The sequence below is a fragment of the Actinocrinis sp. genome, from assembly GCF_035946395.1.
GTDB lineage: Bacteria > Actinomycetota > Actinomycetes > Streptomycetales > Catenulisporaceae > Actinocrinis.
Map to the genome: position 1 here is coordinate 1 of NZ_DASYZI010000121.1, position 26,264 is coordinate 26,264.

A 26,264-nucleotide genomic window follows, 5' to 3' on the forward strand; every position below is an offset into this window, starting at 1 on the left:
CGCAGGGTCAGGTTTCGGCCAGGTTGTGCGCGAACCGGTCGCGTGCGGCCGACCAGTGGTCCTTGTCGAACTTGCCGGAGCCCAGCGCGTCGGCCGCCTCGTAGCCCATCACCATCGCGTGGTGGGTGTTGTCCGGAGTGAACAGGCCCAGCCGCCCGAACGAGGTCAGGTTGGCCATCCGGTCCACCCACTCCTCCAGCACGGCCAGGTGGTCCCGGTATCCGCGCTGGTACACCGGATAGACGTTGCGCAACCGCTTGACCTGGAGCCAGTCCAGGTTCAGCGGCGGCAGCCCGGTGCGCTGGACGGCTTCGCCGACGACGTCGAGCAGTTCGTCGTCCGACGCGTCCCAGATCTCGTCGCCGATGTCGCAGGGCAGTTCGAAGCAGACCACCGAGCGGTCCTCGGGGTCTTCCGGATTGATCCGGTGGTTGGCCGGTTCGGAGATCCGGCTGACCGGCGTGCCGGAGGCCGGGATGTAGTGCACGTCGTGTTTGGTCCACCGGCTGCCCCGGTGCACCGCGTACACCAGGACGATCGCCCGGAACCGCAGGTTGCCGCTGGCCTCCACCGCCTCGTACGGCGCGCCGGGCGAGGTCATCCGGGCCAGCAGCGGCAGCGGCAGGGTGGAGAAGACGTGCTTGGCCCGCAGCCAGCCGCTCGCCTCCCAGTGGTCGAATCCGGACCAGCCGCCGCGCTCCGCCGCCGCGATGTGGTGCTCGGAGCGGCCGAGCCGCACGGCGATGTCGCTCTCGCCGACGTCCAGCCGCTCGACCACCGCGCCGAGCCGCAGCCGGGCGCCGGAGGTCAGCGCCGCGTCCGCGAGCGCTTCGCTCAGCTGGCCGAACCCGCGCCGGGGATAGAGATAGGCCAGCGATTCGCTGGACATCGCGGAACGCACCGAGCGCACCAGCGCGGCGAGCGCGGTCGGTGCGCCGGCCTTGCGCCGGGCCTGGTCGACGTCGATCTCGTGACCCGCCAGACCCCAGAGCTTGCGCGCGTAAGGGGCGTACACCTGCTCGTAAAGCGTCGGACCGAAGCCTGCGCGCATCAGTTCGGCGTACGACTCCGGGTTCTCCGGTGCCCGGGACCGCCGCCACGGCGTCGCGATCGCCTCGAACGCGGCGCGGGCCATGGGCACGGCGGGCAGCGCGCGGGCCAGTTCACGCGGCTTGAACGGATATGTTATCCACTTATTGCCAAGCAGCAGTCGCCCGTCGCGGTACCGGGTCTGTAAGTCTCCGCCGAGCAGGTAACGCAGGTCGGCGAGCACGTACGCCGGCATGTCAGGATTGAGTCGGTGGCTTCCGTAGTCGACGCGAATTCCCGCCACGTCGAACGAGGCGGCCATGCCGCCGACGGCGTCGGAGCGGTCCAGCACCACGACGGACAGGCCGCGTCGGGCGGCTCGCCACGCGGCGGAGAGCCCGGCCGGTCCCGCGCCGAGGACGACGAGGTCAGTGCTGCTGTTCAATGGTGGCCGCTACTCATATAAGGTCCGCATCGATGGTGGCGCACTAAGACTAATGGACTTGTGCGCCGCGACTAGTGTGACGCGCTTTGCCCCATCAAGACCTGCATTGTTCGCTGACGGGCTATGGCGTAATCACCGAGTGTAGCTCTCAGCGACTGTCGAGACGGGGAATCAGAACTTCCACCGTCACGAGCTTGAGCGCGGCCGCGATCGGGATCGAGACCAGAGCGCCGATGATACCGAGCAGCGAGCCGCCGATCAGTACAGCGACCACGGTCACGATCGGCGGGACGTCCACCGCGTGCCGCATCACCTTTGGCAGCAAGACGTAGTCCTCGGTGAGTCTGAAGCCGATGTAGAACGCGAGTGTCGCGACGGCTACGGGCACCGAGATGGAGAGCGCGACCAGGGTGACGATCGCGCCGCCGATGGTCGATCCGATGACCGGGATCATGTCCATCAGCGCGACCATCAGGCCGAGCGCCGCCGGGTACTGGATGCCCCATACCAGAGCCCAGATGTACGTGGACAGACCCGCTATGGAAGCGTTGAGAGCAGAGCCGAGCATGTAGCGGCCGACCTGGCCGATGATCTGATCGCCGATCACGCGTACTCGGTCGCGGCGTGAGGCGGGCACGGTGCGGTACGCCACCGCGACGATGCTGGGCAGCCCGGCGAGGAAGTAGATCGTCAGCGCGACCACAGCCAGCGTCGAGGTCAGCGTGGAGAGCACGTACTTTCCGGCGCCGACGATCCCGGTGACCGCGTTGGCGCTCAGCCCGCGAGACGAGAGCGCGGACTGGACTTTCGACACGACGTGGTATTTGGCCTCCAACCGGCCGAGGTAGGTGGAGCGGTCCTGGATCTGTTGCAGCACGTGCGGGATGGCCCGCAGCAGGGCCGTGACCTCGGTGGCCACCGGCGGCACGATCACCGCGAGGAAACCGGCGACCAGCGCCAGCACGCCGATCGCGACCACGAGCACGGCGCCGTTGCGGCGCATCGGCACGCGCCGCTGCCTGGTCAGCGCGGTCACGATGGGATCGAGCGAGAGCGCGAGGAAGGCCGCGAGCATCACGATGATGATCACGCTTCTCGCGTGCGCGATCCCGCGCACCAGCAGGTAGGCGGAGAGCGCCCCGGCCGCCAGCCCGAACGCGTAGGTGAAATACGAACGCTGCGGGAGTACGACTGTGGCTTCTGAAGTTGTTGATTCCGGAGCTGTTGATTCTGAAACCGCTGCTCCCGAAGCCGCAGCGTCAGCGGGCGCCGAGTTCGAAGCCATGCCTGAATAAGCTTTGCCCGGAGCAGTTGTTCCCGAAGCGGCTGTCTCTGAAGCAGCCGTGTTCGAAACAGTCACCGCTGCTGACGTGGACTGCTGCTTCACGGGCTCAGCGGACGGCTCCACGCGTCAAAGGTACAGGCCGGTCGCTCCGCTGGAGTCGCCCAGACGTTCGGCGGCCACGGCGTGGATGTCCCGTTCGCGCAGCAGCACGTAGTCGACGCCGCGCACCTCGATCTCGGCTCGGTCGTCCGGGTCGTACAGCACCCGGTCGCCGATCTCGACCGTCCGGACGTTCTGCCCGATCGCGACGACCTGCGCCCACGCGAGGCGGTGCGACATCTGTGCGGTGGCCGGGATCAGGATCCCGCCGCTGGAGCGGCGTTCGCCCTCCGCGCCGTCGGCCCGGACCAGCACCCGGTCGTGCAGCATCTTGATGGGCAGCTTGTCGAGCGAGGTCGTCTTGCCGCCGGTCCCGATTCCGGATGCGGGCGGGGTCGGCTCGTCGTCTTCTGACTTGGCGCGCGGACTCACGGGCTCGACGTTAGCGCATCCGGCGCGTGCCGTGGGCCGCAGGCCGTTCTGTGAACTGTGCTGGAACGGGATGCGGAAGCATATGAAAGCTTTAGCGCGACCGGGGATTGGGGGGACTCCTAGAAGGTAACGGGGCCGGCGGTGTTTCATGCGGTTGGCGCCGCGTGGGCTTGCGGGCCGACGGCCGTTGCCTGGCCACGTTGTGATCGGTCGCTGCGTCATCCGTCGCCGCGCGGTGGTGCTGATGTGGCTGGCGCCGCGTGGCGCTGCGACTCCCTTCCCTCCTGCGCCCTGCCACGCTCGGCCCTCGACCCGCGAGCCCATGCGGCGCCAACCGCATGGACAGCACCGTCGGCCCTCAGTGCTCGGTCGCGCTTAGGAACGGCTGCGTAGCTTCCGCACGGCGACAAGTGCGCCGACCACCGCACCGAGGCCGCCGACGGCCGCCCCGACCTGAGCGGGTCGGGCCTTGCCGCTGTGTTCGTCCACGAACTGCGCCTTGATCCGTTGGCCGCCGCGCCGGGCCAGGTCTCGGGGGTCGAGCCGCTCGCTCAACTCGTCCAGGGTCTCGGACAGGTGTGCCCGGGTGCGGTCGAGGGCGGCCTCGATCTCGCCGGGGGAACGGGTGTCCTTGGCCTCCTCGACCGGCTGAGTCTCGGTATCAACGGGTTCGACCTCACTGTGTGTCCGCGCCATCGCAGCCTCCCTCTCGCTGTCTCACGTACGCCGCTTCTCGCTCGTGCCCGCTCGTGCCGGTCCGGAAGTCGCGCCGGTCTGGAGTGCGCCTACCCGGTTTCGCGCTGTTCGCGCGACTGGGGCGGCCCGTGTCATCCATCCGGAGCAGTGCGAACCCGCGGCGTCGTTCATCCGCGGCGTTCGGCCTTCGGCTGTCGGAGCGGTCTCGTAGGCTGGGGACTCGCAACAAGAACGCCGTCGATGGATTTAGAGAGCAAGGACCGCCATGCCCGTGCGACTGGAAGCCGGTGCCGAGGCGCCGCAGTTCACCCTGCAGGACGCCGACGGCAAGCCGGTGTCGCTGGCCGACTACGCCGGACGCAAGGTCATCGTGTACGTATACCCCGCCGCGATGACCCCGGGCTGCACGAAGCAGGCCTGCGACTTCCGCGACTCGCTCCAGTCGCTCGCCGCGTCGGGCTACGCGGTGCTCGGCCTGTCTCCGGACAAGCCGGAGAAGCTGGCCAAGTTCCGCGAGCGTGACGCGCTGACCTTCCCGCTGCTGTCCGACCCGGACAAGGAAGTGCTGGTGGCCTACGGCGCGTACGGCGAGAAGAAGCTGTACGGCAAGGTGGTGCAGGGGGTGATCCGGTCCACCTTCGTGGTCGACGAGAACGGCAGGATCCAACTGGCGCAGTACGGGGTCAAGGCCACCGGCCACGTCGCGAAGCTGCGTCGCGATCTGGGGCTCGACTAGCCCGGCCCGCCGCACGTCGCCGGGCGAGCGATATGTGGACCGGGACGATCCGGGCTCATCATCGAGCAATGGCCTTACGCGGTACTGGGGAATACCTGATATTCCCGGATTGTCGTTCGCTCATTCAAGCGACGTGCGGGGGATGGAACAGCGGCCGCACCCAGGTACGCCCTCGTGCGAGGGCGTACCGCGACGCGGTGAGGGCGTATGCTCCCGCGTCAGCGGTAACAATCAGTCAAGTTTCTAGGGGGACCACCGTTGACCGCTCAAGTCAGCCTGCTTCCATCACATGTGACCCAGGGGCAGGGTCCGGGCGTCGCGTTCCGGATCGAAGGCCAGATCGTCCCGGTGCTGCACCTGGCGATGAACGGCCAGGTGCCGGTCTACTTCGAGCACCACGTGGTGCTGTGGAAGCAGCCGCAGGTGGACGTTCAGATCATGCCGCTCAAGGGGGCGTTCAAGCGGGTGATCGGCGGCATGTCCATCTTCATGACCCAGGCCGTGGGCTTCGGCGAGATCGCGTTCTCCCGCGACTCGGCCGGCCAGGTCTTCCCGCTGACCGTGCCGCACGGCACGGCGATCCTGGTGCGTGAGCACCAGTTCCTGGCCGCCACCGCGAACCTCGGCTACAACTTCGAGCGGGTGCGCGGCATCGGCTCGATGCTGTTCGGCAGCCAGGGCTTCTGGCAGGACCGCTTCGAGGCGCACCAGGGCGACGGACTGCTCTGGCTGCACGCGCACGGCAACGCCTTCGAGGTGGTGCTCCAGCCCGGCGAGGTCATCGACGTCGAACCCGGTTCGTGGATCTACCGCGACATGTCCGTCCAGTACTCCCAGCAGGTCTTCGGCCTGAAGACCGGCATCCTCGGCGGTGGCGGGAACCTGGTGTTCAACCGGTTCACCGGCCCCGGCCGGGTCGGGCTCCAGTCCGGCTACTTCCACCCGGGCGGCGCGGAGGCGGGCGCGGCGGCCGGCGCGGTCGCCGGCGGAGCGCGCGGCGGCATCGGCGGCGCGGTGACCGGCGGCATCATCGGCGGCCTGCTCGGTGGCGGCGGCTGACGAAGCCGGGAGCGCCGGTCGGTTTCCCCGGCTTCGTGTCGCGCGGGTCAGGTCCCGTGGCCGTTGAAGCCGGGGATGACGATCGTCTGCGTGTTCAGGAACGCGTTGTCCGCCTCCACGTTCGTGAACGGCAGAACCGGAATCGTGACGCCCTGGAGGGCGACGAGCAGCCCCGGCGAGTCCGGTGTGAACGTCTGGTGGAGCAGGCCGAGCACATCAGCCGTCAGCGACGTCGACCAGAGGTGGACGTTCGTGAGCGTGACCGTCTGGCCCTGGCCGCCGTTGACGTACTGGAGTCTGCCGCCTGCCTGGACCGAGTAGGTGACCATCGACAGCACCGTCACCTTCGCGGCGGTGAAGTCCATCACCTGCTCCGACCCGGTCTCCGTACTGATCGTCGTGATGCCGTTGTAGGTCAGGCCGTACATCGTCATCGACGGCGCGCTCAGGTGCCATGGGGCCGCGGCTGCGATGTTTCCACCTGAGCTGGCCGTGTTCTGCTTGATCGTGGACCGCGGTATGCGACTCGTCGTTGCGGTCGGCGTTGTCGATCGCTTCGCCGATGTGGTCGCGGTGGCGCGGACCGAGGTCGGGCTCGGCGAGGCCGCAGACGGTGAGGTCAGGAAGGACGAAGTCGGGGAGGGCGTTGGGTTCGAACTGCCGGCCGCGGCCGCCGGGGTGGCGAGGGCCAGCGCTCCGGCGACGGCCATCAGCGCGACCGGCGTACCGACCCCCGCCATGACCCGGCGTGACGGTGCGTGAGTCCCCCGAGCGTCGGTCCGCCCGGCGTCGGCGCCGTGGGCGTCAGTTCTCCGGGCGCTCGTGGGCACCGGTCTCCTCCGATTCGGCACTCGGTTCGGCGCTCGCCTCGTCCGCGCGCGCGGCCTTCGCCCGGCGCCGCTCGCGGTAGGTCGGCGCGTGCCAGCCCGGCTGGGGCACCCAGGACACGGCGAGAGCGCCGCCGATCAGGGCGAGCAGGGTGCCGACGAAGAAGCCGCCGAGGTTGGTGGCCGGCAGCGCGATCAGGCCCAGCAGGATCGAGGCGATCCCGGCGAACGTCCGGTACGCCGGCGCGAGCCAGATGGACAGGCCGAACATGGCCATCAGCGCGCCGATGAAGAACGCGGAGACGCCGCCGATGCCCTCGTGGATGATCGTGCCGAGCGAGGACAGCGGTGCGAGCCAGAGTTCGGCGCCCGCCAGGATGATCAACAGACCGGCGGGAAAGGGTCGGCCCTTGCGCCAGTGGCGGAAGCCGTGCAGGTACCGCACCACGGCGGGTGGGCGCTGCGCGTCGCCGGACGTGGGGCCGTCAAGGGAGTGCGTTGTCATCGCGGCTGCTCCGGAAGGGGTGCGCGTGAGTGCGGGGCAAGGCGGCCCCCGCACCCACGCGCTCGGGCGGGTGCGGACTGCGGTGTCAGTGGTGTGAGTCGGTTCGCTGCCAGATGGTTCGCCGCCGACCGGTTTCGGTGCCGGGCGGTCTTGGTACCAAATGGCAGCGCCGCTGCTGGGAACCGCTGTGCTGCTAGAAGCAGGGGTTGTTGCCCATCGTCACGCCCAGCGTCATGTCGTGCAGCTGGAAGCTGCCCGCATTGGCCGAGTAGGCGATCTGCTGGACCCCGCTGAGATCGGCGCTCTCGGCCTGCTGCCCCAAGAAGCCCTTCGTGCCCGTGGCCCCGGGGGCGCTGCCGCTGAGGGTGGAGGCGTCCTGGCCGATGTTGATGTTGGTGAACGTCGCGGTGTTCGCGTTCAGCTGCGTCAAGTCGATGATCAGATTGTCCGCGTGCACCGGGGTGGTGCCGCCGCCCGCCTTGATGGTCAGCGTCACATCGCCGATGAACGGCAGGCTGGTCACCACGGACTGGCACAGGTTGGTGATGTCCGCCGACTTGAACGCGGAGACGGCGTCCGGGACCGGCGTTCCGTCTGCTTTCTGGTCGACCGAGCCGTACTCCACGAAGCCGGAGCCGTTGAGCGAGCCCGCGGTCAGCTGGAACTGCTGGCCTGATACGGCGAACGAGGCGGCGATCGCGCCGTTGGCCATGGCGACGGTAAGTGCGCCCGCGGCCACGACGGTCGGCACCATGACCAGGCCGAGTCGTTTCCACGAGGTGCGCCCTAGGACCTGGGCGCCGGAGTTGTCCTTCACGTCCACTCCTGATGCGTTGCGTGGCCCGGCAGGGCCGGGCCACGGCGGAACCGAGGGACCGCGCGAACCGTGAGGACACGGAAACGTCGCGGCGAGGTTGCGATGTGCGAACAGTGAGTTGGCGGTGATGGGGACATACCGCCTTCTGCGCTGGCCCGGTGGGGACTCCGACTGCGCGCCGCCTTTCACTGCGGATGCGCCGGCCGGACCGGGTAGGAGCGATCGTGCTTGACGCGTGCTTCTTCCACAAGATGTTCGTTACCGCCTGGTAACCATTAAGTCGGCCCGGCTGTGTGCTGCGTTCCTCGTGTTCCCGGAACGTGGCAGGGCATTTACGCCGAGAAAGCGCCCCGGTTCAGGCAACTCTCCGGTGGTGGCGGTTGAGCGGATACCGCGCGCGGCAAAAATCGGTACAGGTGCGCGAAGGTAAAGAGTAAGTAATGCGCCGCCCTGGAATCACTCTGACGAGTGACCAGGACGGCGAAGTACGCGCCCGGCTTACACCTGGTCCGCGCGGCTGACCGAGAACGGCCGGGCGCGGAAGTTAGAACGTCTGAGCTGGCATAAGTATGTGCATCGAATATATCAGAAGTATCAGTTGCCTCAGAACAGCAGCGCGCTCAGCCGTGCCCGTGCCGGAGCGACCCGCGGGTCCTGCGCGCCGAGCAGCTCGAAGTAGTCGAGCAGCAGCTTTCGGGCCCGGTCCCGCTCGTCACCGGCGAAGGTGCGCACGGCGGCCAGCAGCAGCGCGATCGCCGTGTCCGCGTCGCCGTCCGCCATCGCCGCGTCCGCGGCGGCGCACTGTGCCCCGATGTCCTGCGGGTTCTGCTTCGCCCGCTTGAGCGCCGCCGCCGGATCCGCGTCGCGGGTCCGGCGCAGCAGCTCGACCTGGGCGAGCGCCGGCTTGGCCTCGGGATGGTTCGGGGTCTGGCTCAGCACGTTCTGTAGCGCGCGGGCGGCGCCGTCGAGGTCGTCCGCGGCCAGCGCGTCGTACGCGGCGGCCATCGCCGGGTCCAGCGGCGGCTCGGCCGGTCCGGGCGCGGCCCCGCCCTCGGCGCCGAGGCCGAACTCGCGCTTGGCCAGCGCCAGCAGCTCGGTGACCCACTGCCTGACCTGGGCCTCCGGCTGCGCCCCGGTGAACTCGCCGATCAGCTCGCCGGCGACGATGGCCTTGACCGCCGGGATGCCCGTCACCCGCAGCGCCTGCGCCAGGCGGGGATTGGTCTCGGCGTCCACCCGGGCCAGCACGAAGCCCCCGGCGAACTCGGCGGCCAGCCGTTCGAGCACCGCGCCGAGCTGCTTGCTCTGCTCGGACCAGTCGGCCCCCAGGTGCAGCACCACCGGCACCTGTAGCGAGCGCTCCAGCACCACGGACTGGAAGTCGGCCTCGTTGGCGTCCACCACGAACGCCGAGCCCTGCGCCCCGGCGGCTCCCTGCGCCGCACCCGGCGCTGAAGCGGGCGCGGAACCGCCCGCGGCAGGCGCGGAAGGCTGTTTGAGCGCTGAGAGGTCCACTACTCCGGACATCGAGAACGAAGGTCGCATGCGTCCATTCTCACACCCGCCGGAACCTCGGCGGCGACGCGTGTCTCAAGTGGATTCGCGGGGTGGATTGCCGGACAGCTCGTGGGTCGAGAGCTGAGCGTGACAAACGCGGAGAGGGGAGTCGCAGCACCGTGCGGCGCCAGCCGCATGAACAACACCGCTCGGCGACCAACAACGCGGCGACCGACGACAACGTGGCCAGACGACGGCCATCGGCACGCGAGCCCGGCAATCCACCCCGCGAACCCGCTTGAGACGGACAACGGGAGGCGATGCGACCTGGTGGGCAACGGGGCGGGCCCCGCGCTCCCAGTCCCCACCGGGTACGTCCCTCGGTTCCCGCCGCCGTGCGACCATATCAGCAGTGGAAAACTTCCGATACGCGTCGTAGCGTAGCGGAATCCGCAGTCTTCAGGGAAAGGCGGCAGTAGTGGCGTCTGTCTCCGGTAAGGGGTCGCACGGACTGGAGGACAGTGGAAAGACGGGCAAGGTCCGTGAGCGTCGGCCGGGGCCCGAGCACGCCGCCGAGCGCCGGGCGTCCGAGCGCCGGCGGCTGAGCGAGGGCAGGCCGGCCGCGAGCGGCCCGGAGGAGTTCACCCGCCCCGGACGCCCCCGCTCGCCCGACGCGGACGAGGCGATCCTCGCCGCGGCCCGCCGTCTGCTCGCCGAACGCGGCTGGGACGGCATGACCCTCGGCGACGTCGCCGCCCACGCCGGAGTCGCCAAGACCACGCTGTACCGCCGCTGGTCCGGCAAGGCCGATCTGGTGGTGGACGCGATGGCGCAGTTGTTCGACACTTTGCAACCGTGCGACGCCGGCTCGGTGCGGGCCGACGCCGAGGCCACCATCAGGGATCTGATCGCGCTGCTCGCGCTGCCCGAGACGCAGGCCGCGGTCCTCGCGCTGGCCGCGCACGCCGTGCGCGATCCGAGGCTGCGCGACGACGTCCGTGACAAGATCGTCGACCGGTCGCGCCGCCTCGTGCGGGAAGGCGCGGTTCGCGCCGCGGAGCGCGGCGAGCAGAACGCGAAGACGACCGACCCCGACCTGCTCTTCGACATCATCGTCGGCACGATCGTGCACCGGATGCTCATCGCGGGCGAGCCGGTGGACGAGGGGTACCTCAAGCGCTTCCTCGACGCGATCCTGCCTGGCACGGTCCGCTGACCTGCCGCCGCGCTGTCCTTGTCGCGGTGTTCGTCGCCATGCCGTGTTCGTCAACACGCAATGTTTGTCGCATTTTCAGCCCGGCTTCACCGAATGAGCCGGAAGACGTGGCGCGGGCGATCGTGCGTGTAAGAACACGAAAGATCCGGAACGGTTCGAATGCGCCCGGTCACCGACCGTAGGGGTCGAATGCGTGGAGGTGGCCGACTGATCACGGTTAGGCAAAGGAGAACCCGGGCCCCTTCCCTTCGATCTCATGTTTGAGGCAGGGTCCGTGTCTGATGGCGCAGACTCGAGCGCCGCAAGCTGCACCGCACACGTCGGCGGTGAACCGCGCCGGTGTGCGTTGCCTCACAAGGGCCGCACATGTGGCCCGGAGCGCCGTCCGCCGTGGCTTGAACGCTTCATGAGGACGCGACTCGATGACGATGATCAGGGAATCGGACGGGACTTTCATACCCGGTTCCGACGCCGCGTCAGCCGTGGCGCTGATCGAGGGACGCTCGCTGCGCCGGATCGCCTGGAACCGGCTGAAGAAGGACCGGGTCGCCATGGCCGGCGGGGTCGTGGTGGTCCTGCTGATCCTCGCGGCGGCGCTCGCCGGACCGCTGTCCGCGCTCAGCGGCAACGACCCGGACTCCCTGCACAACAGGCTGATCGACCCGAACTTCCAGATCCCGTACGGCGGGATGGGCGGGATCAGCGGGCAGCACTGGCTCGGCGTGGACCTGCCCAACGGCCGTGACGTCTTCAGCCGGATCCTCTACGGCGCACGCGTCTCGCTCGGCATCGCGGGCGTCTCCACCGTGGTCGCCATCCTGATCGGCACGCTGCTGGGAACCGTCGCAGGCTACTTCGGCGGCTGGGTGGACGCGGTGATCAGCCGCACGATGGACGTCTTCCTCGCCTTCCCGCTGCTGCTGTTCTCCATCGCGATCATCGGCGTGCTGCCGGACGACGCCTTCGGGCTGTCCGGCACCGGGCTGCGCTTCGGCGTGCTGGTGGTCGTGATCGGCTTCTTCTCCTGGCCGTACATCGGCCGTATCGTGCGCGGCCAGACCATCGCGCTGCGCGAGCGCGAGTTCGTCGCCGCCGCGCGCTCGATGGGCGCCGGCCCCGGCCGGATCATCCTGCGCGAGCTGCTGCCCAACCTGCTCGCCCCGATCCTGGTCTACGCCACCCTGCTCATCCCGGCGAACATCCTGTTCGAGGCCGGGCTCTCGTTCCTCGGCGTCGGCGTCAAGGACCCGACGCCGTCCTGGGGCGCGATGATCAACTCGGCGATCGGCACCTTCCAGATCGACCCGGAGTACCTCATCGTGCCGGGCGCCGCCATCTTCGTCACCGTCCTGGCGTTCAACCTGCTCGGCGACGGGCTGCGCGACGCCTTCGATCCGAAGGGGTCGCGGTGAGGAGCCGCCCGTGTTGGCGCGGGCGCGACACCAGCAGTTCCACCCCGCCGTACCCGGCCCTCATCCGGCGCGGCGACTCGCAATCTGGGGGTTTCACCGCATCATGCGAAAGCGCAATCCCGTCCCGACGAGACGCAACGTCATCGCCGCCACCGCGGGCGCACTGGCCATCGCCACCGCCGCCACTGCCTGCGGCAGTTCGTCATCGGGGTCTGCGAGCCAGTCGAACAGCAGCTTCAACGCCGGCCTGACCACCGTCGTCAACGCCTCGTCCCAGCAGGGCGGCACCCTGCGCATGGCGCTGGTCTCCGACTGGGACTCGATCGACCCGGGCAACACGTACTACGCGTTCTCCTGGGACTTCGTCAGGCTCTACGGCCGGCCGCTGCTCACCTGGAAGCAGGCCCCCGGCGACGCGGGGCTCCAGCTCGTGCCCGACCTGGCCACCGACACCGGCCAGGTGTCCTCCGACGGCCTGACCTGGACCTTCCACCTGCGTCCCGACGTGACCTACCAGGACGGCACGCCGATCACCGCGGCCGACGTCAAGTACGCCGTCGAGCGGTCGAACTTCGGCCAGGACACGCTGGTCAACGGCCCCGCCTACTTCGCCCAGATTCTACAGAACAAGGGCGACTACAAGGGCCCCTACCTCGACAAGAACACCGCGGACGGCGTCTCCGGCATCGAGGTGGACGGCACCGACACGATCAAGTTCCACCTGACCGCGAAGTTCGCCGACTTCCCCGAACTGGCCGCGCTGCCGTCCACCATCCCGGTGCCGCAGGCGAAGGACACCGGCGCCAACTACTACAAGACCCTGCTGTCCTCGGGCCAGTACGAGTTCTCCTCGTACGAGCCGGGCAAGCAGGCCGTGCTGGTGCCGAACCAGAACTTCAAGTCCTCGACCGACCCCGAGGGCGTGCACAAGGTCACCGCGGGCAAGATCACCGTGCAGCTCAACGTGAACCAGGACACGATGGACCAGGAGCTGCTGCACGGCGAGCTCGACGTCGACCTCGACGGAACCGGCGTCGGCACCACCGCCCAGTCGCAGATCCTGGCCAACCCGGCGCTCAAGGCCCAGGCCGACGACGGGTACACCAATGCCCTGACGTACATGACCATCAACACGACGGTCAAGCCGTTCGACAACAAGTTCTGCCGCGAGGCGGTCGAGTACGCGGTGGACAAGACCACCGTGCAGTCCGCGATGGGCGGCGGGATCGGCGGCGGCGACATCGCGTCCACCCTGCTGACCCCGGACATGGCCGGCTACGCGCAGGCGAACCAGTACCAGAGCCCCGGCAACCAGGGTGACCCGGCAAAGGCCAAGCAGCTGCTCGGTCAGTGCCAGGAGGCCGAGCCGAGCGCGTTCAACGCCGACGGCACGCTGAACGTGAACCTCTCCGCCCGCATCGAGCGGGACAAGGAGGTCAACTCCGCGATCGCCATCCAGGCGGCGCTGAAGCTGGCCGGGATCAACGTCAACATCGACAAGTACCCCTCGGACAAGTACTTCAGCTCGTACGCCGGCAACAGCGACTTCGTCAGGCACAACAAGATCGCGCTGTCGATGATGAAGTGGGGCGCGGACTGGGCCGACGCCTACGGCGACCTCGACCAGGTCATCACCAGCGCCGGCATCCACTCCGGCGGCGGCTCGACCAACCTGGGCGAGTACGACACCGACGCGGTCGACAACCTGTTCCAGCAGTACCTGGCGACCAACGACGCCGACGCCCGGGCCAAGATCGGCACCCAGATCGACCAGCAGGCCATGGGCGACGCGGCCATCGTCCCGCTGATCTACAACAAGGCGCTGGTCTACCACCCGGCCAACGTGACCAACTGGTTCATGGCTCCGGCTTTCGGCGAGCCGGACTTCTCCGTGCTCGGCACCACCGGTGGCAGCTGACACCTCGTCACCCGCTCAATACACGTCGCGCACTCGGCGGCCCCGGATGCCCTGGGGCCGCCGAGTCCGCGAGGTGACAAACTCTCAGGCACATCACTCCGAAGGCAGGTGAACGGCGACGCGCGGCTCCGGTCGGTAGATCGGCGGCAGCCTTGCCACTTATCCCGATGCTGACTTACATCGTCCGGCGCTTGTTCGCCGCCGTCGGCCTGCTGCTCGTGGTCACCCTGATCACGTTCTGGATCTTCTACGTACTGCCGATGTGGGCCGGCCAGACTCCCGAATCGCTGGCCGCCGCCTACGTCGGCAAGCAGCAGAACCCGGCTGCCTTGCACGCGGTCATCGACCGGATCGGCTTTGACAAGCCGTTGTTCGTGCAGTACTTCGATTACGTCACGGGCATCGTCGGCGGTCGCACGTACAGCGACGGCGTGCAGCTGATCCGGTGCAACGCGCCGTGCTTCGGCTATTCGTTCAAGAACTACGAACAGGTCTGGCCGACGCTGCTCAACCGCGCACCGATCACGCTGTCGATCGCCATCGGTGCCGGCGTGTTGTGGCTGGTGTTCGGCGTCCTGTCCGGCGTGATCTCGGCCGTACGTAAGGGCACGCTCGCCGACCGGGCGTCGATGGGCATCGCGCTGGCGGGCGTGGCGCTGCCGGTCTACTTCGTCGGGCCGCTGCTCGAAGCGCTCACCGGGCAGTGGAGCACTGTATACGTGAGCTTCCTGGACAACCCGTTGCAGTGGGCCTCACACCTGCTGATCCCGTGGATCGCGCTGGCCTTCGGCTACGCGGCGCTCTACACGCGGCTCACCCGAGCCGGCATGCTCGAAGCACTCAACGAGGACTTCGTGCGTACCGCGCGGGCCAAAGGACTGAGCGAGCGCAAGGTGCTGTACAAGCACGCGCTGCGGTCGGCAATAAGTCCGATCATCACCATCTTCGGCATGGACCTCGGCGCAGTCCTCGGCGGCGCGGTGCTGCTCGAAGTGGCGTTCTCGCTGCCCGGCCTCGGCGAACTGGCGATCACTTCGATCCACCAGGGAGACTTTCCGGTGGTGATGGGCGTGACCCTGCTCGCCGCCTTCTTCATCGTGCTCGCGAACATCGTGGTTGACGTGCTCTACGCCGTCGTCGATCCCCGGGTGAGGTTGTCGTGACCGGTCGGCACAGCAGGCCTGACCAGCCAGCGGACGAGTACGAGTTCGAGCACGAAGCACGCGGGGAACGCGCCGTGGCGCGGCGCGCGGGCGCTAGGCACGCGGCGGTCGAGACAGTTCCTCAGCCCGTGACGACGCGGCCCGTGCCGATCCGGAACCCGGTGCCGAACACGATGATCGAGGACTACTACTCGACCGGTTTCAACAGCAGCCAAGCATTCCTCGACGTACGTGACCTGCGGGTGTACTTCCCGACCGAGGACGGCTTGGTCAAGTCGGTGGACGGGGTCAGCTTCCAGGTGGAGCGAGGCCGTACCCTCGGCATCGTGGGCGAATCCGGCTCGGGCAAGTCGGTCACCTCTCTCTCGCTGCTCGGCCTGCACAAGCGCCCGGACAAGCGCGGGCGCGGCGGGGCACGGATAGCCGGCGAGATCTGGCTGGACGGCGAGGAACTCGTCGGCGCGTCCGAGGAGAAGATCCAGGCGTTACGCGGCGACAAGATGGCGATCGTCTTCCAGGACCCGCTGTCCGCCATGCACCCCATGTACACGGTCGGCGACCAGATCGCCGAGGCGTACCTGGTGCACAATCAGGTGTCCAAGGCCGCTGCCCGCACCCGCGCGATCGAGATGCTCGACCGCGTCGGCATACCGCAGCCGAACGCCCGGGTGGACGACTACCCGCATCAGTTCTCCGGGGGGATGCGGCAGCGCGCGATGATCGCGATGTCGCTGGTGTGCAATCCGCAGCTGCTGATCGCCGACGAGCCGACCACCGCTCTCGACGTCACCGTCCAAGCCCAGATTCTCGACCTGATGCGGGATTTGCAGCGCGAGTTCAACAGCGCTCTGATCATCATCACGCACGATCTGGGCGTGGTCGCGGAGCTGGCCGACGACATCATGGTGATGTACGCGGGCAGGGCCGTGGAGTACGGCCCGGCCGGGTCCGTCTTCACCGCGCCGGAGCATCCGTACACGTGGGGTCTGCTCGGCTCGATGCCGCGCCTCGATCGCGCCGTACAGGAGCGGCTGCTGCCGATCCCGGGCAACCCGCCGTCGCTGATCAACGTGCCGTCCGGCTGCGCGTTCCACTCCCGCTGCACCTTCGCCGAACTGACCGGCGGCAGTTGCGACGACGAGGTCCCGGAACTGCTCGACGCCGGACGCCGGCACCTCGTGCGCTGCCACCTCGGCGCCGAGCACCGCCGTCGGCTGTTCGCCGACCGAATCGCCCCGCACCTCTGACATGCCTGACGCCCACGCTTGATGCTTGACGTAGCCCCTCGCCGCCCCAGGACAGAGCACCGAGGGGCTACGTCAAGCTAGGCGCGCCGGTCAGGCGCCCTCGCCCCGCACTGCCGCTATCGCGTCGAGCAGCACCGTGGCCAGCTCCTTGCGGCACACGAGCAGGTCGGGCAGGTTCGGCGGGAACTGGTTGTAGATCAGCGGCGATCCGTCGATTCGGCTTGCGTGTACGCCGTAGGCCTGCGCCACGGCGACCGGCGCCGCCGAGTCCCACTCGTACTGTCCGCCCGCGTGCAGGTAGGCGTCGACCTCGCCCAGCAGCACGGCCGCGACCTTGGCGCCCGCGGAGCCCATGGGCACGGCCTGCGCGCCGGGCACCTTGCTCACCACCGCGGCGACGAAGTCCGGCGGCCGGGTGCGGCTGACCGCGATCAACGGCCCCTGCGCGCGTGCGGGCTGATCGGACGGGGCGGGCACCGCGGTGCTCAAGGTCAGCTCCCGGGCGGGCAGCGCGACCGCGCCCGCGGTCAGCCCGCCGGCCTGCTTGGTCCACAGCGCCACGTGAACGGCCCAGTCGTCGCGGCCCGGCTCGCCGAACTCCCGCGTCCCGTCGAGCGGGTCGACGATCCAAACCCGGTCGGCGTCGCGCCGTTTCGGATCATCCGCGCCCTCCTCGCTCAGGGCGGCGTCATCGGGACAGATCTTCGCCAGCTGCGCCATCAGGAACTCATGCGACTCCCGGTCGCCCGCGTCGCGAAGCTTGCGTGGATCGTCGCCCGACCAGGAGTCGCGCAACTCGGTCAGCAGCACACCCGCTCTCGTCGCCAGGTCATGGGCCGTCAGATGATCGTCGTGCGCTGATCGCATATCAATACCATCCCTCATTTGTGAACTCGGCCGACCACGGGCCGCGCCGTCGTCCCGCACCCGTCGTCACGTACGCCGTCCTTCCCTGGGACATGGGAGCGTACCTGTGTCATCATGTGGCCCACGACACATTACTGAACGGTAGTTTGGTGGTCGGGATCCCGTATCCTCGGCTGAGGGGCTGGAACCATCCGGCAGCGATCCGGCCGGTCCGGCACCCCGACCACGTGAGACCCCGACCACGTGAAACCACAGTGCGAGAGATCCACCGTGCGGGAGGCGCCGGAGCAATGAACATCGTCGTCCTTGTCAAGCAGGTACCGGACACGGCGGCCGAGAAGCGGCTGGACCCGGGCACTCTGACCGTCGACCGCGCCGCCGTGGACGGCCTCATCAACGAGATGGACGAATTCGCGGTCGAGGAGGCGCTCCAGCTGGCCGAGAAGCACGGCGGGGAGGTCACCGTGGTCTCGATGGGCCCGCAGGACGCCACCGACGCTTACAAGAAGGCGTTGCAGATGGGCGCCGCCAAGGCGGTCTTCCTCACCGACCCGGCGCTGGCCGGTTCGGACGCGCTGGCCACCTCGTACGCGTTGGCGCAGCTGCTCGGCACCCTTGAGTACGACCTGATCGTGATGGGCTGCGAGGCCTCCGACGCGCGCACCTCGATCGTCCCGGCGCTGCTGGCCGAGCGGCTCGGCCTGCCGCAGCTGACCTTCGCCGCCAAGGTGGAGATCGACGGCGCCTCGGTGCGGATCAACCGGCAGACCGACTACGGCCACGACGTGGTCGAGGCGAGCCTGCCGGCCGTCGTCTCCGTGGTCGAGAAGATCAACGAGCCGCGCTACCCCTCGTTCAAGGGGATCATGGCGGCCAAGAAGAAGCCGGTCGAGACGCTGGACACGGCCGCCGCCAAGATCGACGCCGCGCTGGTCGGCGTCTCGGGCTCGCGCTCGAAGGTGCTCGACGCGGCCGTCGCGCCGCCGCGCGACAAGGGCACCATCGTCACCGATGAAGGCAACGGCGGCGTGCAGCTCGCCGACTTCCTCGCTACGAAGAAGTTCATCTAGGAAGGCCTGGTAGCTGTCATGGCTGAGATCCTCGTCCTGGTCGACCACGCCGACGGCGCGGTCAAGAAGGTCACCCTCGAACTGCTCACCAAGGCCCGCGAACTGGGCACGCCCGCCGCCGTCTTCATCGGCTCCGCCGTCGACGGCTCCGTCATCGACGCCGCCAGGGACAAGCTGGCCGAGTACGGCGCCGCCAAGGTCTACGTCGCGACCGATCCCCAGCTCGACGGTTACGTCGTCGCGCCGAAGGCCGAGCTGCTGGCCAAGCTGGTCGCCGACGCACAGCCGGCCGCGGTGCTGGTCCCGGCCACCGCCGAGGGCAAGGAGATCGCCGCGCGGCTGGCGCTTAAGACCGGCTCCGGCATCCTGACCGACGCCGTGGACCTCAAGCTCGACGGGGACGCCCTCGTCGCCGAGCAGTCCATCTTCGGCGGCTCCTCGATCGTGCACTCCACGGTCACCGCCGGAACCCCGATCGTCGCGATCCGCCCGAACTCGACCCCGCTGGTGCCGCAGGCCGGTGCCGCCGACCGCGTCGACGTCTCGGTCGAACTGACCGACGCGGCGAAGCTGGCGAGGGTCGTCGACCGGGTCGTCGTGCCCAAGGGCGACCGTCCGGAGCTCACCGAGGCCGCGATCGTGGTCTCCGGCGGCCGCGGCGTCGGCTCGGCCGAGAGCTTCTCGGTCATCGAGGCGCTGGCCGACCGGCTCGGCGCGGCGGTCGGCGCCTCCCGCGCCGCGGTGGACTCCGGCTGGTACCCGCACCAGTCGCAGGTCGGGCAGACCGGCAAGACCGTGTCGCCGCAGCTCTACATCGCGGCCGGCATCTCCGGAGCGATCCAGCACCGGGCCGGCATGCAGACCTCGAAGACCATCGTCGCCGTCAACAAGGACCCCGAGGCGCCGATCTTCGAGCTGGTGGACTACGGCGTGGTGGGCGACCTGTTCAAGGTGGTCCCGCAGCTCACTGAGGAAATCACCCGGCGTCGATAGGCGCGCCTGCGGCGCGACGCGGACGACGCCCACCGCGGCCCCGGCGCACAGCCCCGAAACGGGCTGGCCGGGGCCACTATGCTTATGACTGAAATGACTTATCTCGACCACGCCGCCACCACGCCGATGCATCCAGACGCGATCGCGGCGATGGCCGAGCAGTTCGCCCGGGTGGGCAACGCCAACTCGCTGCACGGCTCCGGCCGTGAGTCGCGCCGGGTGGTGGAGGAGTCCCGCGAGGCGGTGGCCGCTGCGCTCGGCGCGCGGCCCAGCCACATCGTGTTCACCGGCGGTGGCACCGAGGCCGACAACCTCGCGGTCAAAGGCCTGTACTGGTCACGCCGACAGGCCGACGCGGGCCGCGTGCGCATCCTCGCCCCGAAGATCGAACACCACGCCGTGCTCGACTCGCTGGACTGGCTCGCCGAGCACGAGGGCGCGGTGGTCGACTGGCTGCCGGTCGACCGGTATGGCCGGGTGCGCCCCGAGGCCCTCGCCGAGGCGATCCGCCGCGATCCCGGCTCGGTCGCGCTGGTCACCGTGATGTGGGCGAACAACGAGGTCGGCACGGTCCAGCCGATCCAGGACCTGGCCGCCGTAGCGCACGCATACGAACTGCCGATCCACTCCGACGCGATCCAGGCCTTCGCGCACCTGCCGGTGGACTACACGGCCAGCGGCCTGGACGCGATGACGGTCACCGGCCACAAGATCGGCGGCCCGATCGGCGTCGGCGCGCTGCTGCTGGACCGCCAGGTCGAGCCCATCCCGCTGATGCACGGCGGCGGCCAGGAGCGCGCGCGCTCCGGCACCATGGACACCCCGGCCATCGCCGGCTTCGCCGCCGCCGCGACCGCCGCCGTCCGCGAACTCCAACACGAGTCCGCACGCCTGACCGACCTGCGCGACTTGCTGATCGACGGCGTCCTCGCCGCGGTCCCCGACGCGATCCTCTCCGGTGACCCGGCCCGCGGCCCCGAAAGCAGGCTCCCCGGCATCGCGCACTTCTGCTTCCCCGGCTGCGAAGGCGACTCGCTGCTGATGCTGCTCGACGCCCGCGGCATCGAGTGCTCAACCGGCTCCGCGTGCTCAGCCGGCATCGCGCAGCCCAGCCACGTCCTGCTGGCCATGGACGCGGACCCCGACCTGGCCCGCGGCTCGCTGCGCTTCTCGCTCGGCCGCACCTCCACCGCCGAAGACGTCAAGACCCTGGTCGACGCGCTGCCCGCGGTGGTGGAACGCGCCAGGTCCGCAGGTCTGAGCTGATGAACGCGCAGATGCTCCCGACCCCGCCGCCCGGGGGCTGGACGCTTTCCACGTTCCCCGAGGATGCGCCCAAACGAGCGGAACTGCTCGAAGGCCGGCTTTTCTGGAGTGCGCAGACAAGCTGGCACATGACGGTGGTCAGGGAACTGTGCAAGGCTCTGGAGAGCCAGGTGCCGGGCGAGTACGCCGTGCTGTACCGCATGGCGATCAAGCTCAGCGAGCGGACCGCGCCCGAGCCCGATATTTCGATCATGCATGCCGGCGCGTGGGATCTGGACAAGAGCGTTCTCGATCCCGATGACGTGGTGCTTGCGGCTGAAGTCACTACGCCCGAGTCGGCGAGGCGGGACCGTGAGGACAAGCCGCCAATCTATGCGACTATGGGCATCCAGGCATTCTGGCTCATCGAACGCGGGCTGGATGATGCGCCGATCGTGCAAGAGCACGAGCTTTACGGCGGCACGTACCGTCTGAAGCACACGCACATCGGCCGTCTGAAGACCGGGGTCCCGTTCCCGATCGACATCCCGCTTGAGGCACCGAAACCGTGACCGCCCGTGGGTGCGGACTGATCATCTGATCTAAACCGGTCGCGGCAGCACGTACCCTGGAAGCATGCGTGTACTTGCGGCGATGTCCGGCGGAGTCGACTCGGCGGTCGCGGCCGCCCGGGCGGTGGAGGCCGGGCACGAGGTGACCGGGGTCCATCTGGCGCTGTCCAGGAACCCGCAGTCCTTCCGCACCGGCGCCCGCGGTTGCTGCACCGCCGAGGACGCGCGGGACGCCCGCCGCGCCGCCGATGTGATCGGCATTCCGTTTTACATCTGGGATCTGGCCGAGCGCTTCCACGCGGACGTGGTCGACGACTTCGTCAGCGAGTACGCGGCGGGGCGCACGCCGAATCCGTGCCTGCGCTGCAACGAGAAGATCAAGTTCGAGGCGGTGCTGGACAAGGCGCTCGCGCTCGGCTTCGACGCGGTGTGCACCGGGCACTACGCGCGGATCGTGGACCGGCCCGGACCCGACGGCGGCTCCGGCGCCGGCGATGACGGCGTGCTCATCCGCGAACTACACCGTGCGGTCGATCCGGCGAAGGACCAGTCGTATGTGCTCGGCGTGCTCGACGCCGGGCAGCTGGCGCACGCGATCTTCCCGCTCGGCGGCTCGACCAAGACCTCGGTGCGCGCCGAGGCCGAGCGGCGCGGGCTGGCCGTGGCCGACAAGCCGGACTCGCACGACGTCTGCTTCATCGCGGACGGCGATACCCGCCGGTTCCTGGCCGAGCGGCTGGGCGCCGAGTCCGGGCCGATCGTGGACAGCTCGGGCAAGGTCGTCGGCTCGCACTCGGGTGCGTATGCGTTCACCGTCGGGCAGCGCAAAGGCCTGCGGATCGGTGACCCGGCCGGGGACGGCCGACCGCGTTACGTGCTCGACATCTCGCCGGTCAACAACATCGTGACCGTCGGGACGGCCGACGAACTCGTCGTCGCCGAGCTTGAGGGCGATCACCTGCGGTGGTGCGGTGCGCAGCCGGACGTCGTCTCGGGCACTGAGGGCGCTAAGGGCACGGCTGAAAGCGCAGTCGAGTTCGAGTGCCTCGCACAGCTGCGTGCACACGGTGAGCCTTTTGCGGCGGTCGCGCGTTACGACGCCTCGCGCGGCACAGTCACCGTGCGGCTGATCGAGCCTGCGCGGGGGATCGCACCGGGCCAGACCGCAGTGTTCTACGACGGCACTCGCGTCATCGGGTCGGCGACCATCACCGCGACGCGCCGACCGGTCGCCGCACAGGCCGCGTAGCAGGTTGCACGCGGGCCGGCCGGTCTGGTCGGCGCATCCGTCAGACGTCGAATCGTACGTAAACGCCGTGTTGCTCGATGTTGGCGACCTCGGCGAGCAGCGCGAGCGATCGCAGCAGCGCGCCATAGCGGTGCGCGCCCCAGTCGGCGCCCCAGCCGCGCAGTTCCCAGTCCTCGGCGATCCCGTCCAACTCGGCGTCGGTGCGGCCGAGCAGGCTGGTGCACAGGGCCGGGCGCACGCACAGCACGACGCGCTCCTCCGTGCCCTGGGCCAGCGCGCCCGGACGGCCCAGCTCGCGGGCCGGCGTGAGCACGGCCTCGCGCACGGCCACCGGATCGTGGCCGGTCATCAGGGTGTCGAGTTCCAGCAGTTGCGCCGGGTCCAGATCCGCGGCGTCCACACAGGCCAGGTCGAGCCCGTCCAGGTCGCCCCCGGCCGCCGCCAGCCGCGGCAGCAGCGCGGCGTCGGCCGCGAAGAAGACGGTGTGCACGCGGATTCCCTCCTCTCCCGTTGCGTTTCGGTGCTCCCACGATGCAACGAACGACACACTCGTACCCGTTCCGGCGCATCTGAGTCCTGATGCAGCCCGGCGGTTGAATCAATACCCCGTTGAGTGCCTGAGTGTCGCAGAACCGGACGCTCTGCGCAGCGGATTTGTCCGTGGATTCCCCCTGTTGGGTCCGAAGAGCCCGAATCACTCGGTCGGAGGAACCACCCGTTCCGTCTAGGCTCGGCTCATGAGCACAGATCCCGCCGCGATGTCGTCCCGATCGCCGATGTCCGGGCCTGCGGCCACCGGCGTCGGGTCGCTGCCGGGCCAGGACATGGCCGAAGCGGTCCGACTGGTCATGGGTGAGCTCGGCGAGCGCCCCGGCGTGCCCTTCCTGCCCGAACTGCCTGGTCGCGGCGTCGGCGCCGACATGGTCGGGCGCGGTACGTCAATCCTCGTCGACCTGTTCGCAGACGTGCAGCCCTCGGGCTGGCGGATCACCGATCGGCCCGGTCGGGACCATCGCAGGGCGCGCGGCTACCTCTCCAGTGATCTGGATCTGCTTGAGGAGCACACGCAGGGCTACGCGGGGCCGCTCAAGCTCCAGTTCGTCGGCCCGTGGACGTTGGCCTCGACTGTCGAGTTGCAGCATGGCGACAAGCTGCTCGCCGACGCGGGGGCGGTACGTGACGTCGCCGCCTCGCTTGCGGAGGGTCTGCGGCTACACGTCGAGGATGTGCGTAAGCGCGTTCCGGGTGCGCAAGTCGTCGTTCAGCTGGACGAACCTGCGTTGCCCGGAGTGCTCAGGGGCACCGTCCCGACGGCTAGCGGGTTCGGAAGGTTACGCGCCGTCGAGGAGAGCGCCGCGCGTGACTTGCTGCGTACTGTCATCGACGGCGCCCGAAGTGGCGGCGGGGTGGGGGAGAAGGGTGGCGGTGCGCTAGTTATCGTGCACTGCTGTGCACCTGACGTACCGTTCGATTCCCTGCGCAACGCGGGAGTGGACGGCATCTCCTTCGACTTGTCGCTGCTCTCCGATCGTCACGACGAAGCGCTCGGCGCGCTGATCGAGGGTGGTGTGCGACTGTTCGCCGGAATCGTGCCTACCGTCGAACCCGGACGCGTGCCGCAGGTCAAGGCGCTCGCGGACCATGCCCTCGTCCTGCGTCGGCTCGGATTCTCCGCGCAGCGAGTGGCCCAAAGTGTGATCGTCACACCCTCCTGCGGACTGGCCGCAGCGTCCCCGGCCTGGGCCAAGCACGCGCTGAAACTGTGCCGGGACACCGCTCGCGCCCTTGAAGAGGTTGACTAGTTTTGTCGGTGGTGCCCGGTAGTTTTGGGACACCGACGACGAACGAGGGCGACGAAGAGGGGACGGACCGGATGGCTGGCGAACCTGCTGGCGCGGACCCGCTGAGCGCGGCGCGCACCCGGCACGCCGACCTCGCCGAGCAGATCGAGGAGCACCGTTTCCACTACCACGTGGCGGACGCTCCGACCATCTCGGACGGCGAGTACGACGCGCTGATGCGTGAACTCGACGCGCTCGAACAGCAGCATCCGCAGCTGCGTACCCCCGATTCGCCGACGCAGAAGGTCGGTGGCGAGGTCTCCACCGAGTTCACCTCGGTGCGGCATGTCGAGCGGATGCTCTCGCTGGCCAACGCGTTCGACTTCGTCGAGCTCGAAGCGTGGCACGACCGGGTCGTCAAGGAGATCGGCGAGACCCCGGCGTACCTGTGCGAGCTGAAGGTGGACGGCCTGGCGATCAGCCTGGTCTACGAGCACGGCCGGCTCGTGCGCGGCGTCACCCGCGGCGACGGCCGCATCGGCGAGGACGTCACCCCCAACGTGCGCACCATCAAGGGCGTCCCGCACCGCCTCACCGGCAGCGACGAAGCAGCGAACGTTGAGGCTGGAGTGCCGGAACTGGTCGAGGTGCGCGGCGAGATCTACTTCCCGGCCGCGCAGTTCGACGACTTCAACGCGGCCATACAGGAATCCGAGGGCCGCACCTTCGCCAACCCGCGCAACGCCGCCGCCGGCTCGCTGCGGCAGAAGGACCCGAAGATCACGGCGCAGCGGCCGCTGCGGATGGTCGTGCACGGCATGGGCGCTCGCCGCGGCCTGACCATCGATTCCCAGTCGCATGCCTACCAACTGCTGCACGCCTGGGGCCTGCCCACCTCCGACCGGGTCCGGGTGGTGGCCTCGCTCGACGAAGTCAAGGAGTACATCGAGTACTACGGCAAGCACCGGCACGACGTCGAGCACGAGATCGACGGCGTTGTGGTGAAGGTGGACGACCTCGCCTTGCAGGGCCGGCTGGGCGCCACCTCCAAAGACCCGCGCTGGGCCATCGCCTTCAAGTACCCCCCGGAGGAGGTGACCACCAAGCTGCTCGACATCAAGGTGCAGGTCGGGCGGACCGGGCGGGTCACCCCGTACGCCGTGATGGAACCGGTCAAGGTCGCCGGGTCGACCGTCGCGTTCGCCACCCTGCACAACCAGGAGGTCGTCGAACGCAAGGGCATCCTGATCGGTGACACGGTGATCCTGCGTAAGGCAGGCGACGTGATCCCGGAGATCGTCGGCCCGGTGGCCGACCTGCGCGACGGCAGCGAGCGGCCGTTCCGGATGCCGGAGAACTGCCCGGACTGCGGCACTCCGATCGCCGCCCAGAAGGAGGGCGAGATCGACCTGCGTTGCCCCAACGCCCGCAACTGCCCCGGGCAGATAAGGGAGCGCGTCAACTACCTGGCTGGACGCAGCGCGCTGGACATCGAAGCGCTCGGATACGAGGCCGCGGTCGCGCTCACGCAGCCGGACGACGGCGAGCCGCCGCTGCGCGACGAGGGCGACCTGTTCGATCTGACGCTGGAAGCGCTGGCCGCGCCGCGCATGTGGCAGCAGTCCCGCGGCAAGGACGCCAAGGAAGGCGACCGCGAGCTGGTCCCGTACTTTTACACCAAGCCGACCGAGAAGAAGCCCTCCGTCCCGACCAAGACCACCGAGCAGCTGATCGAACAGCTGGAGCAGGCCAAGACCACCCGCGAGCTGTGGCGTTACCTGGTGGCGCTGTCCATCAGGCACGTGGGCCCGAGCGCTGCCCGTGAGATCGCCCGCGAACTGCGCTCGCTGGAGCGCGTCGCCGAGGCCCCGGCCGAGGAACTGGCCGCGATCGAGGGCGTCGGGCCGACCATCGCGCAGTCCATCGTCGAGTGGTTCGCGGTGGACTGGCACCGCGCGATCGTCGACCGCTGGCTGGCCGCCGGGGTCTCGCCCTCGGTCCCGGCCGACACCGGGCCGAAACCGCTGGCCGGGCTCACCCTGGTGATCACCGGCACGCTGACCGGCTTCACCCGCGATGGAGCCAAGGACGCCGCGCAGGCCGC

25 protein-coding genes are annotated in these 26,264 nt (G+C 69.0%); 15 read left to right on the plus strand and 10 right to left on the minus strand.

Annotation, left to right across the window (positions count from 1 at the left end; genetic code table 11):
* Window positions 1-7: 7 nt before the first annotated feature.
* The 4 genes from VGS97_RS07800 to VGS97_RS07815 form a co-directional block, all read right to left on the minus strand.
* A complete protein-coding gene (locus VGS97_RS07800) occupies window positions 8-1,474 on the minus strand; it encodes an FAD-dependent oxidoreductase (protein WP_326852583.1) in 1,467 nt (488 codons plus the stop codon).
* Window positions 1,475-1,622: 148 nt separating this feature from the next.
* The gene (locus tag VGS97_RS07805; protein ID WP_326852584.1) at window positions 1,623-2,759 is read right to left on the minus strand and encodes an AI-2E family transporter; all 1,137 of its coding nucleotides are present in this window, start codon (window positions 2,757-2,759) and stop codon (window positions 1,623-1,625) included.
* Window positions 2,760-2,885: 126 nt separating this feature from the next.
* A complete protein-coding gene (locus VGS97_RS07810) occupies window positions 2,886-3,188 on the minus strand; it encodes a co-chaperone GroES (protein WP_349262034.1) in 303 nt (100 codons plus the stop codon).
* 477 nt (window positions 3,189-3,665) lie between these two features.
* Window positions 3,666-3,986: a DUF3618 domain-containing protein gene (locus VGS97_RS07815; RefSeq protein ID WP_326852586.1), complete on the minus strand. Its 321-nt coding sequence runs from the start codon at window positions 3,984-3,986 to the stop codon at window positions 3,666-3,668.
* Window positions 3,987-4,251: 265 nt separating this feature from the next.
* Between VGS97_RS07815 and bcp the strand changes: the two genes are divergently transcribed.
* Window positions 4,252-4,722 carry a thioredoxin-dependent thiol peroxidase gene (bcp, locus tag VGS97_RS07820; RefSeq protein WP_326852587.1) on the plus strand — a complete coding sequence of 157 codons (471 nt, stop codon included), beginning with the start codon at window positions 4,252-4,254 and terminating at the stop codon, window positions 4,720-4,722.
* A gap of 291 nt (window positions 4,723-5,013) precedes the next feature.
* Window positions 5,014-5,781: an AIM24 family protein gene (locus VGS97_RS07825; RefSeq protein WP_326852588.1), complete on the plus strand. Its 768-nt coding sequence runs from the start codon at window positions 5,014-5,016 to the stop codon at window positions 5,779-5,781.
* Window positions 5,782-5,828: 47 nt separating this feature from the next.
* On the opposite strand, the gene VGS97_RS07830 is transcribed toward VGS97_RS07825, so the two are convergent.
* A complete protein-coding gene (locus VGS97_RS07830; protein ID WP_326852589.1) occupies window positions 5,829-6,215 on the minus strand; it encodes a hypothetical protein in 387 nt (128 codons plus the stop codon).
* Between the two features lie 85 nt (window positions 6,216-6,300).
* Between VGS97_RS07830 and VGS97_RS07835 the strand changes: the two genes are divergently transcribed.
* A complete protein-coding gene (locus VGS97_RS07835) occupies window positions 6,301-6,543 on the plus strand; it encodes a hypothetical protein (protein ID WP_326852590.1) in 243 nt (80 codons plus the stop codon).
* 42 nt (window positions 6,544-6,585) lie between these two features.
* Here VGS97_RS07835 and VGS97_RS07840 read toward each other — a convergent pair whose 3' ends face one another.
* From VGS97_RS07840 to VGS97_RS07850, 3 genes are all read right to left on the minus strand, one after another.
* Window positions 6,586-7,113: a DUF6114 domain-containing protein gene (locus VGS97_RS07840; protein WP_326852591.1), complete on the minus strand. Its 528-nt coding sequence runs from the start codon at window positions 7,111-7,113 to the stop codon at window positions 6,586-6,588.
* A 193-nt stretch (window positions 7,114-7,306) separates the two neighbouring features.
* Window positions 7,307-7,930 carry a DUF6230 family protein gene (locus VGS97_RS07845; protein WP_326852592.1) on the minus strand — a complete coding sequence of 208 codons (624 nt, stop codon included), beginning with the start codon at window positions 7,928-7,930 and terminating at the stop codon, window positions 7,307-7,309.
* A 603-nt stretch (window positions 7,931-8,533) separates the two neighbouring features.
* Window positions 8,534-9,475, minus strand: coding sequence for a tetratricopeptide repeat protein (locus VGS97_RS07850; RefSeq protein ID WP_326852593.1), 942 nt, complete (start codon window positions 9,473-9,475; stop codon window positions 8,534-8,536).
* A gap of 430 nt (window positions 9,476-9,905) precedes the next feature.
* Here VGS97_RS07850 and VGS97_RS07855 point away from each other — a divergent pair, with 430 nt between their 5' ends.
* The 5 genes from VGS97_RS07855 (at window position 9,906) to VGS97_RS07875 (ending at window position 16,383) form a co-directional block, all read left to right on the plus strand.
* Window positions 9,906-10,643: a TetR/AcrR family transcriptional regulator gene (locus VGS97_RS07855; protein WP_326852594.1), complete on the plus strand. Its 738-nt coding sequence runs from the start codon at window positions 9,906-9,908 to the stop codon at window positions 10,641-10,643.
* A gap of 422 nt (window positions 10,644-11,065) precedes the next feature.
* Window positions 11,066-12,055, plus strand: a complete 990-nt coding sequence (locus VGS97_RS07860; protein ID WP_326852595.1) for an ABC transporter permease — start codon at window positions 11,066-11,068, stop codon at window positions 12,053-12,055.
* 103 nt (window positions 12,056-12,158) lie between these two features.
* Window positions 12,159-13,973, plus strand: coding sequence for an ABC transporter substrate-binding protein (locus tag VGS97_RS07865; protein WP_326852596.1), 1,815 nt, complete (start codon window positions 12,159-12,161; stop codon window positions 13,971-13,973).
* Window positions 13,974-14,140: 167 nt separating this feature from the next.
* Window positions 14,141-15,136 (plus strand): ABC transporter permease, encoded by a 996-nt coding sequence (locus VGS97_RS07870; RefSeq protein WP_326852597.1) that lies wholly within the window; start codon window positions 14,141-14,143, stop codon window positions 15,134-15,136.
* A gap of 173 nt (window positions 15,137-15,309) precedes the next feature.
* Window positions 15,310-16,383, plus strand: coding sequence for an ABC transporter ATP-binding protein (locus tag VGS97_RS07875; RefSeq protein WP_349262036.1), 1,074 nt, complete (start codon window positions 15,310-15,312; stop codon window positions 16,381-16,383).
* Between the two features lie 90 nt (window positions 16,384-16,473).
* On the opposite strand, the gene VGS97_RS07880 is transcribed toward VGS97_RS07875, so the two are convergent.
* Entirely contained in the window at window positions 16,474-17,250 is a 777-nt protein-coding gene (locus VGS97_RS07880; RefSeq protein WP_326852599.1) for a 3'(2'),5'-bisphosphate nucleotidase CysQ, read from the minus strand.
* Between the two features lie 290 nt (window positions 17,251-17,540).
* Here VGS97_RS07880 and VGS97_RS07885 point away from each other — a divergent pair, with 290 nt between their 5' ends.
* The 5 genes from VGS97_RS07885 (at window position 17,541) to mnmA (ending at window position 22,379) form a co-directional block, all read left to right on the plus strand.
* The gene (locus tag VGS97_RS07885) at window positions 17,541-18,320 is read left to right on the plus strand and encodes an electron transfer flavoprotein subunit beta/FixA family protein (RefSeq protein WP_326852600.1); all 780 of its coding nucleotides are present in this window, start codon (window positions 17,541-17,543) and stop codon (window positions 18,318-18,320) included.
* Between the two features lie 18 nt (window positions 18,321-18,338).
* A complete protein-coding gene (locus VGS97_RS07890) occupies window positions 18,339-19,313 on the plus strand; it encodes an electron transfer flavoprotein subunit alpha/FixB family protein (protein ID WP_326852601.1) in 975 nt (324 codons plus the stop codon).
* Between the two features lie 93 nt (window positions 19,314-19,406).
* Window positions 19,407-20,579 (plus strand): cysteine desulfurase family protein, encoded by a 1,173-nt coding sequence (locus VGS97_RS07895; RefSeq protein WP_349262037.1) that lies wholly within the window; start codon window positions 19,407-19,409, stop codon window positions 20,577-20,579.
* Entirely contained in the window at window positions 20,579-21,130 is a 552-nt protein-coding gene (locus VGS97_RS07900; RefSeq protein WP_326852603.1) for a Uma2 family endonuclease, read from the plus strand. The genes VGS97_RS07895 and VGS97_RS07900 overlap by 1 nt, the downstream gene beginning before the upstream one ends.
* 64 nt (window positions 21,131-21,194) lie before the next feature.
* Complete coding sequence (mnmA, locus tag VGS97_RS07905) at window positions 21,195-22,379, plus strand: tRNA 2-thiouridine(34) synthase MnmA (RefSeq protein ID WP_326852604.1); 1,185 nt, start codon at window positions 21,195-21,197, stop codon at window positions 22,377-22,379.
* 40 nt (window positions 22,380-22,419) lie between these two features.
* On the opposite strand, the gene VGS97_RS07910 is transcribed toward mnmA, so the two are convergent.
* Window positions 22,420-22,869 carry a hypothetical protein gene (locus tag VGS97_RS07910; protein WP_326852605.1) on the minus strand — a complete coding sequence of 150 codons (450 nt, stop codon included), beginning with the start codon at window positions 22,867-22,869 and terminating at the stop codon, window positions 22,420-22,422.
* A 268-nt stretch (window positions 22,870-23,137) separates the two neighbouring features.
* Here VGS97_RS07910 and VGS97_RS07915 point away from each other — a divergent pair, with 268 nt between their 5' ends.
* Both VGS97_RS07915 and ligA read left to right on the plus strand, forming a co-directional pair.
* Complete coding sequence (locus VGS97_RS07915) at window positions 23,138-24,181, plus strand: methionine synthase (RefSeq protein ID WP_414641663.1); 1,044 nt, start codon at window positions 23,138-23,140, stop codon at window positions 24,179-24,181.
* Between the two features lie 71 nt (window positions 24,182-24,252).
* The coding region (gene ligA, locus VGS97_RS07920; protein WP_326852607.1) for an NAD-dependent DNA ligase LigA at window positions 24,253-26,264 on the plus strand (2,012 nt) is incomplete at its 3' end.

Bases quoted from the DNA above. Each gene is read 5' to 3' on its own strand.
- VGS97_RS07805 (WP_326852584.1), bottom strand. From the start codon at position 2,759: ATGGCTTCGAACTCGGCGCCCGCTGACGCTGCGGCTTCGGGAGCAGCG.
- VGS97_RS07810 (WP_349262034.1), bottom strand. From the start codon at position 3,188: ATGCTGCACGACCGGGTGCTGGTCCGGGCCGACGGCGCGGAGGGCGAA.
- VGS97_RS07815 (WP_326852586.1), bottom strand. From the start codon at position 3,986: ATGGCGCGGACACACAGTGAGGTCGAACCCGTTGATACCGAGACTCAG.
- bcp (WP_326852587.1), top strand. From the start codon at position 4,252: ATGCCCGTGCGACTGGAAGCCGGTGCCGAGGCGCCGCAGTTCACCCTG.
- VGS97_RS07830 (WP_326852589.1), bottom strand. From the start codon at position 6,215: ATGACGATGTACGGCCTGACCTACAACGGCATCACGACGATCAGTACG.
- VGS97_RS07835 (WP_326852590.1), top strand. From the start codon at position 6,301: ATGCGACTCGTCGTTGCGGTCGGCGTTGTCGATCGCTTCGCCGATGTG.
- VGS97_RS07840 (WP_326852591.1), bottom strand. From the start codon at position 7,113: ATGACAACGCACTCCCTTGACGGCCCCACGTCCGGCGACGCGCAGCGC.
- VGS97_RS07850 (WP_326852593.1), bottom strand. From the start codon at position 9,475: ATGCGACCTTCGTTCTCGATGTCCGGAGTAGTGGACCTCTCAGCGCTC.
- VGS97_RS07860 (WP_326852595.1), top strand. From the start codon at position 11,066: ATGACGATGATCAGGGAATCGGACGGGACTTTCATACCCGGTTCCGAC.
- VGS97_RS07865 (WP_326852596.1), top strand. From the start codon at position 12,159: ATGCGAAAGCGCAATCCCGTCCCGACGAGACGCAACGTCATCGCCGCC.
- VGS97_RS07870 (WP_326852597.1), top strand. From the start codon at position 14,141: ATGCTGACTTACATCGTCCGGCGCTTGTTCGCCGCCGTCGGCCTGCTG.
- VGS97_RS07875 (WP_349262036.1), top strand. From the start codon at position 15,310: ATGATCGAGGACTACTACTCGACCGGTTTCAACAGCAGCCAAGCATTC.
- VGS97_RS07880 (WP_326852599.1), bottom strand. From the start codon at position 17,250: ATGCGATCAGCGCACGACGATCATCTGACGGCCCATGACCTGGCGACG.
- VGS97_RS07885 (WP_326852600.1), top strand. From the start codon at position 17,541: ATGAACATCGTCGTCCTTGTCAAGCAGGTACCGGACACGGCGGCCGAG.
- VGS97_RS07890 (WP_326852601.1), top strand. From the start codon at position 18,339: ATGGCTGAGATCCTCGTCCTGGTCGACCACGCCGACGGCGCGGTCAAG.
- VGS97_RS07895 (WP_349262037.1), top strand. From the start codon at position 19,407: ATGACTTATCTCGACCACGCCGCCACCACGCCGATGCATCCAGACGCG.
- VGS97_RS07900 (WP_326852603.1), top strand. From the start codon at position 20,579: ATGAACGCGCAGATGCTCCCGACCCCGCCGCCCGGGGGCTGGACGCTT.
- mnmA (WP_326852604.1), top strand. From the start codon at position 21,195: ATGCGTGTACTTGCGGCGATGTCCGGCGGAGTCGACTCGGCGGTCGCG.
- VGS97_RS07915 (WP_414641663.1), top strand. From the start codon at position 23,138: ATGTCGTCCCGATCGCCGATGTCCGGGCCTGCGGCCACCGGCGTCGGG.